The sequence below is a fragment of the Achromobacter sp. 01N37 genome, from assembly GCF_056399725.1.
This window is the reverse complement of sequence record NZ_JBFTRX010000017.1, coordinates 103,504-110,342: the sequence shown is the minus strand read 5'-3', so window position 1 is coordinate 110,342 and position 6,839 is coordinate 103,504. Positions and strand designations below refer to the sequence as shown.

The 6,839-nt window shown below is 64.3% G+C and carries 8 protein-coding genes and 1 riboswitch; of the genes, 2 read left to right on the top strand and 6 right to left on the bottom strand.

Annotation, left to right across the window (positions count from 1 at the left end):
• The first annotated feature begins 264 nt into the window (after positions 1-264).
• Positions 265-416, top strand: a riboswitch (FMN riboswitch).
• Positions 417-532: 116 nt separating this feature from the next.
• Positions 533-1,246, top strand: a complete 714-nt coding sequence (ribB, locus tag AC1DSJ_RS26385) for a 3,4-dihydroxy-2-butanone-4-phosphate synthase (protein WP_175170472.1) — start codon at positions 533-535, stop codon at positions 1,244-1,246.
• Positions 1,247-1,331: 85 nt separating this feature from the next.
• On the opposite strand, the gene AC1DSJ_RS26380 is transcribed toward ribB, so the two are convergent.
• On the bottom strand, positions 1,332-2,531 hold the full coding sequence (locus tag AC1DSJ_RS26380) for an MFS transporter (protein WP_054420943.1): 1,200 nt from the start codon (positions 2,529-2,531) through the stop codon (positions 1,332-1,334).
• 150 nt (positions 2,532-2,681) lie between these two features.
• Between AC1DSJ_RS26380 and AC1DSJ_RS26375 the strand changes: the two genes are divergently transcribed.
• Positions 2,682-3,419 (top strand): TetR/AcrR family transcriptional regulator, encoded by a 738-nt coding sequence (locus tag AC1DSJ_RS26375; protein WP_342067951.1) that lies wholly within the window; start codon positions 2,682-2,684, stop codon positions 3,417-3,419.
• A gap of 33 nt (positions 3,420-3,452) precedes the next feature.
• Here AC1DSJ_RS26375 and AC1DSJ_RS26370 read toward each other — a convergent pair whose 3' ends face one another.
• From AC1DSJ_RS26370 to panE, 5 genes are all read right to left on the bottom strand, one after another.
• Entirely contained in the window at positions 3,453-3,962 is a 510-nt protein-coding gene (locus AC1DSJ_RS26370) for a nucleoside 2-deoxyribosyltransferase (RefSeq protein WP_175170471.1), read from the bottom strand.
• A 5-nt stretch (positions 3,963-3,967) separates the two neighbouring features.
• Complete coding sequence (locus tag AC1DSJ_RS26365; protein WP_054420940.1) at positions 3,968-4,537, bottom strand: flavin reductase family protein; 570 nt, start codon at positions 4,535-4,537, stop codon at positions 3,968-3,970.
• 10 nt (positions 4,538-4,547) lie between these two features.
• Positions 4,548-5,006 (bottom strand): nuclear transport factor 2 family protein, encoded by a 459-nt coding sequence (locus AC1DSJ_RS26360; RefSeq protein ID WP_054420939.1) that lies wholly within the window; start codon positions 5,004-5,006, stop codon positions 4,548-4,550.
• Positions 5,007-5,143: 137 nt separating this feature from the next.
• The gene (locus tag AC1DSJ_RS26355; protein ID WP_054420938.1) at positions 5,144-5,755 is read right to left on the bottom strand and encodes an NAD(P)-dependent oxidoreductase; all 612 of its coding nucleotides are present in this window, start codon (positions 5,753-5,755) and stop codon (positions 5,144-5,146) included.
• Between the two features lie 156 nt (positions 5,756-5,911).
• Positions 5,912-6,838, bottom strand: a complete 927-nt coding sequence (panE, locus tag AC1DSJ_RS26350) for a 2-dehydropantoate 2-reductase (protein ID WP_441372499.1) — start codon at positions 6,836-6,838, stop codon at positions 5,912-5,914.
• Position 6,839 lies beyond the last annotated feature (1 nt).

Sequence of the window (6,839 nt, the reverse complement as noted above, 5' to 3'; positions counted from 1 at the left end):
GGGCGTCGATAAGCCCGAGGGAATCTGAAGGAACCCGCCAACGGCGGGTGACGAAGATGACAAGGGGGCAGTCCGGAGCGAAGGCTCCGGACCGCAATCGTTGCCCCGCGCACCCCGGCCCGCCCACACGCCTGACGTCAAAAGAACCCATAGCCCGTCCCCAAAACCAAGCCACCCAAAAACAAAACCCCACCCACATAACGCCCATTCCAACCACAACCCCAGACAGGCGTACAATCCGCAAAGTCGTTAACACGACATGCAGTACGTCTTCAGGGCGGGGTGCAATTCCCCACCGGCGGTATGCCATGCAATGTGGTGAGCCCGCGAGCGCCCGGCGTCTTCGGACATCGGGGTCAGCAGATCTGGTGAAATGCCAGAGCCGACGGTCATAGTCCGGATGAGAGAAGATGTGCCGACACAACGCCGGTCACCCGGGCGCCACACGCGCCTGGCAAGCCGTATTGCGTTCGGCTGTCGATTAGCCCTGAAACGTTTTTCGCCCCCTTAAATTTGCGAGAGCGTTTCAACAATGTCCAACCTCAATACCCCGCAGTCCCTTCCCAGCCTGGCTTCACAACCGTTCGCCGCTCGCCTGCAGCGCGCCTTGCATCACCTGCGCCTGGGCCGCCCCGTCATCCTCATGGATGATTTCGATCGCGAAAACGAAGCCGACCTCATCGTCGCCGCCGACAAGCTCACCGTGCCCGTCATGGCTCAGCTGATTCGTGACGGCAGCGGCATCGTCTGCCTGTGCCTGCCCGGCGAAACGCTTGACCGCCTGGAACTCCCCCCCATGGTCCAGCGCAACCAAAGCCGCTTCGCCACCGCCTTCACCGTCTCCATCGAAGCCCGCGAAGGCGTCAGCACCGGCGTATCCGCCGTTGACCGCGTCACCACCATCCGCGCCGCCATCTCGCCGTCGGCACAAAGCGAAGACATCGTCAGCCCCGGCCACGTATTCCCCTTGCGCGCCCAACCCGGCGGCGTGCTGACCCGCCGCGGCCACACCGAAGGCTCCGTGGACCTGGCCGTGCTGGCCGGCCTGCGTCCCGCCGGCGTCCTGTGCGAACTGATGAACGCCGACGGCACCATGATGCGCGGCGCCTCGCTCGAACGTTACGCCGCCCAACACGGCCTGGTCGCCCTGACCATCGCCGAACTCGCCGACCACCTGCAAAAGCTGAAAGACGGAGAAGCCACTCCCGTCGACGACGAAGTCCTGGAAATGGCCGCCACGGTCTAAGCGAGACCTTCGCGCCAAAACGCAGCGGGGCGGCGATCGGGAAACCACCCCAACCGCCGCCCCGCTGCGTAGTGACTCAACGAGACTACGCTGAACGCTTAAGCACCCACGCCACCCCCACCGCGGCCAGCGCGCACGCGCCGCCCATCGCATACACCGCGCCATACCCCTGCAACGCGGCAAGCCAACCCGCCGCCGGGCCACTGATGCCCAAGGCCACATCCAGAAACGCCACATACGCTCCCATCGCCGCGCCACGGCTTGCCGCCGGCACGCGCCGCACGGCCTCTACGCCGAATGCCGGGAACGCCAGCGAATAGCCCGCACCCGTCAAGAACGCGCCCGCGTACGCCCACCACGGCGTTGCGCCTGACCAGATCAGCCACTGACCCACGGCCTCGATCACCACGCACACCAGCGCCACACGTGCGCCGCCCAGCTTGTCCGGCAGCCCCGCAAAAAACACGCGCGCAAGAATGAAGCCCACGCCAAACGCGCTGAACATCCACGCTGCCCCGTCCCAGCCGCGTTGCGCAAAGAACAGGCTGACAAACGCGGTAATCACGCCAAAGCCCACGCTCGTCAACGCCAGGCCCAAACCCGGCAACAGCACCATCCCCACCACGCGGTAAAACGGCGTGCGCACCCCGTTCAACGCAGGCGACCCGGTCTGCGGCAACACCAGCGCCAAAGCCGCCAGCGGAATCAACACCGTCGCCCACGCAATGCCCCCGAAACCGGCAGCGTCATACAGCCGCATGCCGGCGGGTGCGCCCAGCGCATACGCCGCATAGATCGCCACGCCCACCCACGCCATCACCCGGCCCGCATTCTGCGGCCCCACGCGGCCCACGCCCCAGCTCAGCGCGCCCGTGACGATCAGGCTTTCCGCGCAGCCCATCACCGCGCGGCCCGCCAGCAACACCGTCAGCGCCGCCTGCGGCTGGGCCGACAACATATTGGCCAACGCATACAGCAGCCCCGCCGCCGAACCCAGCAAGAAGCCGGCCACCACCGCGCGCTTGGCGCCGCGACGGTCGGCCAGCGCGCCGGCGTAGGCGCGCGACAACAAGGCGGCGGCGAACTGCAAGCCTGCCACCACCCCCACCACCACCGCCCCCATCGCCAGCGTGCCGTCCACATACAGAGGCAGCACCGGCATCGGCAGCCCAACCATGAAAAATCCGATGAACACTGCCAGGACCAATGGCAGCAATTGCGCAAAAACAGAGCGCACGGGTCCACGGGCCGTGGGCATAGCCCCGGCCGTCGAAACGTTCGACATGAAAAATCCTTGAAAGGGTCATGACAATCCGAAACCATCGCGGAGAATTCGTCGATGGCATAATCCGCGCTTGCGGGTGACAACTCGGATTGCCTGCTGCAAATTTTATGAGCCATTGCTCAGGTTTGATACTCGCCTTTCAACGCATCCATGACCGCCATCCCCCAGCCCCGGAAATCACCGCGCCAACTCCGGTCCCAGCACACCGTCGACACGATTCTGCAAGCCACGGCTCGCGTTTTGGCCACGCACGGCTATGCGGGCACCAACACCAACCTGATCGCCGAAACCGCGGGGGTCAGCGTCGGCTCCCTGTATCAGTACTTTCCGAACAAGAACGCATTGATCGCCGCGCTGCATCAGCGCCACGACAACCAGATGCTGGATGTCATTGACGACGTCCTGAACAGCAACCCCGCCGCCACGCTGAAAGAGCGCGTGGGCGCCATCGTTCAGGCCATGCTGCACGCGCACCTGCTGGAGCCCGCGCTGCACCGCGTGCTGGAGCGTGAATTCCCGTTATTCGATACGCCGCGCGAACACAGCCTGGCGGATCAGGACATCCACCGGCGCATGCGGCACCTGCTGGAATTGCACCGCGCCGAAATCGCGCAACAAGACCGGGACTTGGCGACCTACGTCGTGCTGCGCATCATGGAATCCCTGGTGCATGCGATGGCGCTGGAACCGCCCGCGGGTTTCGACGCCAAGCAGCTTGAACAAGCCGTGGTCGATGCGGTGATGGGGTATCTGGCGACGCCGGGCGGCGCCGCGCCGCAGAAAGCGGTGAAGGCGGTCAGGGCCGTGAAAGCCGTGAAGTCCGCCGCCAAAACCGGCGGCGCCACGGCAGCGGTGAAGAAAGCACCGCGCCGCAAAGCTGCCGCCTGATTAGATTGACGCCTGATAAAACGCGCGCCTGATCTATCGGGCGGCGTCTTGCGCCATGCGGGCCAGACAATCGGATGCCTTGCCCACCACGATGCGGGCGCTGCACGCCAGCATCAGATTCAGGTTCAGGCCGAAGTCTTCCACCGTGTAGCCTTCGGCATCCACCATGCGCGACGCGCCATCGTCCGCCGCCGCGCCCACGGCCACCTGGTCGATCAGCGATCCGGCGTGGCTCGTGTAGCCCCACACCGGTTTGCCGCAGGCAATGGCGTAGCCCACTTCAAAGGCCGTGCCCGAATCGGGCTCGGCGCCGCGAAACGGATTCAGGTTGGCCATCACCATGTCGGCGCGGCGAATCAACGCCACGTTTTCACGATAGATCCATTGCGCCAGCGCCTGGCCCGACAAGTCCTTGGGCGCCAGGTTGTCCAACGGGAACAAGCCGTCAAACCCGTACGTGGCGCAAAGCGCCTTGAGCCGCTGGCCATGCGCCACGGCATCGGGCAGGAATACATCGAAACCCGCGAGATACACGCTGCGCATAAGGGCTACTCCGGTTCTGAAACGTTGAAGGCCTCGCCGGTGGCGAAGAACGAGCCGCCGGCCAGATAGTGGACCGAACGCCGGTCGTCTTGCGGGAAGTGCCAGCGGTTCTGCGAGAACACATCCGGCGCCGCCCAGGCGGCCACGACTTCGCCGATGAACAGATCATAAGCCTGCTGGTTGTGCGGCTCGGGCACGACCTTGCATTCCAGCCAGCCCAGGCAGTCAGCCACCAACGGTGCGCCGATCTTGCTGGCCGGAAACGTGGCCAGGCCGCTGGCCTGAAACTTGTCTTCATCGCGGCCGGATTCCGAGCCCACCTTCAACGTAGCAGCTGCCTGCGCGCGCGACGGAATGCACAACGCGAATTCGCCCGACGCTTCGATGAGCTCGCGCGTGTAGGTGTTCTTGTCCACCACCACCAGCATCTTGGGTGGGCTGAAATCCAACGGCATCGCCCACGCCGCCGCCATCACGTTTTGCGCATCGCCGTGAGCGCTGGTGACCAGCACCGTCGGCCCGTGGTTCAACAGCAGATACGCGCGGGCCAGTTCGACCGGTTCAATGTGGGACATGATTCGCTCTTTAGAACATGCCGTTCTGGTTGGCGGGGTTCTCGGGAATTTCCTGGCTGACGTCCCAGTGCTCGACGATCTTGCCTTTTTCAACGCGGAAGATATCCACCACCGCCTGGCCACGGTCTTCCGGCGAATCGCGCCATTGGTTGTGAATCACCACCAGATCGCCCTCGGCGATCACGCGCTTGATGTCGACGATGGCTTGCGGATGCTGATCGAAATAGGGCGGAAAGAAATCCACCATCGGGCCGACGCCATCGCGCATGTACGGGTTGTGCTGCACGTAGTTGGGGCTGACATACAGGCGCACCGCTTCGTCGACCTCGCGGTCTTGGAACATCATGCGAAAGAACGCGACAACGATCTCCTTGTTCGACTGGGGCGCAGCCGCAAGCGCCGGCGCAACCGCCAGGCAGTGGGACGCGGCCAGTACACAGGCGGCCAAGGATTTCCACTTCATACGCATACAGAACAACTCAGGGTGACGCCGGTTGGCGGTCTGCCAGTTTACAAACAAAAGCGCGGGATTCGGCCCCGGCGCACAATGAAAAAAGGAGCCCTTTGCAGACTCCTGGGCTCCTTTTTCCTTGCACAGCCTGCTGCTTAGTACCCGACGGTAAAGCGGCGGCGCGAATGCTTCGGCGTTTCCAATTCATCGGCCAGGGCAATGGCGTAGTCTTCCATCGAGATCCAGCTCTTGCCTTCGTCGTCGGCCAGCAGATAGTCATCGCCCACGCGGAACGTGCCCGTGCGCTCACCCGGTTCGAACAATGCCGACGGCGAGATGAACGTCCAGTTCAGCACTTTTTCCTGACGCAACGTGTCCAGGAACACAACGCCCCCGCGGGCTTCGGGCTTGTAGGCGTCGGGGAATTCAGGCGTGTCGATCAGCAGCTTGCCGGGCGCCACCAAGAGGCTGCCCGCGCCGCCCACCACCAGCAGACGCGGCACGCCCGCGTTCTTCACGGCGGCCAACAGCGGCTTGGCGTCGGTTGACACAAAACGCGTAGCGCTGATGACGGCATCGTGGCCGGTCAAGAGCGGGGTCAGGGCTTCGGGGTCGGTGGCGTCGCCTTGCTGGACGGTCAGGCCGGGCTGGACGTTGACGTCGGCCGGATTGCGGGCGATGCCCGTCACTTGATGGCCGCGCTTGAGCAGTTCGTCTGCAACGCGGGAACCGACGCGGCCGGTAATGCCGATCAATGCAATTTTCATGGTCTTGCTCCTAGGGAGGAAGAACCGGGGCGGGCGGCGCAACATGCGCCACAACACGCCCCGGTTCAGGCAAATCCATACTATTCGGTCAAATCCGAACAAAAAACCCAGAAAATCGGAAGAGTTTTTTGCAAGTTATGCACCAATCGACCGAACTCAAGCCGCTGCGCGCTGCGCTTGATAGACCTGCAAGTGCGCATACGCCACGCGCAGATACGTCGCGTCCACGCCCAGCGCGCGGGCGCGGTGAATCATGTCGCCCACGATGTGGTCGGCCTCGACCGGCAGCCCTTGGCGCAGGTCGCGGAACATGGACGCCGTCATCGGTTGCGTGCGGTCGGTCATCAGCTTTTGTGCGGCGGCATCCGCTTCCGGACGCACGGCATAGCCGGACGCGGCGGCCACGGCTTGCGTTTCTTTCAGCAGGCTGAGCAGGATGCCGATGCCATCATCGGTGCACGCAATCTGCCCGACCGAGCCACGCATCATGCAGGTGGCGGCGGCCAGCGTCGTCAGCATGACGTACTTTTCCCAGATGTCCTGGTAGATGTCTTCGCTAAGACGGCTGGCGTATTCGCCGCCCGCCAAGGCCTGCTCCAGCGCCACGCAGCGCTCGCTGCGCGGCGCGCCGGCGCGTTCGCCAAAGACGATGTTGGCGTGCTTGCCCAGATGCACCACTTCGCCTTCAGGGCCGAGCGTGGCGTTGATCTGGCACAGCCCGCCCAGCACACGTTGCGGTCCGAACTCGCGGTCCAGCACGTCGTACTGCAACACACCATTCATGATGGGCAGCACGGCCGTGTCGGGGCCAACGGCCGGGCGGATGGCGTCAATGGCGCTGGCCAGGTCATACGCCTTACAGCTGAGCACGACGACGTCGTAGTGGCCTTGCAAGGTTTGCTGCGTGACCACCTTCGGGTGCAGCGTCACGTCGCCCAACGGGCTTTGAATGCGCAAGCCTTGCTCGCTGATGCGCGCCGCACGCGGCTCACGCACCAGAAACGTCACGTCCGCGCCCGCCTGGGCGGCGCGTCCGCCGAAATAACCACCCGTGCCGCCGGCACCCAAAAACAACAACCGCATT